Consider the following 207-nt stretch of genomic DNA (forward strand, 5'->3'; position numbering starts at 1 on the left):
ATCTGAGGCGCTGTTGGGATACTACCCTTGCTTGACGGATGCTCTAACTCAGGCGTGTAAACCAGGCCGAGGACAGTGTTTGACGGGCAGTTTGACTGGGGCGGTCGCCTCCTAAAGTGTAACGGAGGCGCCCAAAGGTTCCCTCAGAATGGTTGGAAATCATTCGCAGAGTGTAAAGGTAAAAGGGAGCTTGACTGCGAGAGAGAC

At 53.6% G+C, this 207-nt stretch carries 1 rRNA gene; it reads left to right on the forward strand.

From position 1 onward, the window contains the following. Positions 1-207: ribosomal RNA gene (locus tag lacNas_RS13505) — 23S ribosomal RNA — on the forward strand; the annotation flags it as partial.

The sequence above is a fragment of the Lactobacillus nasalidis genome (assembly GCF_016587775.1).
In the GTDB taxonomy this organism is placed as follows: Bacteria; Bacillota; Bacilli; order Lactobacillales; family Lactobacillaceae; genus Lactobacillus; species Lactobacillus nasalidis.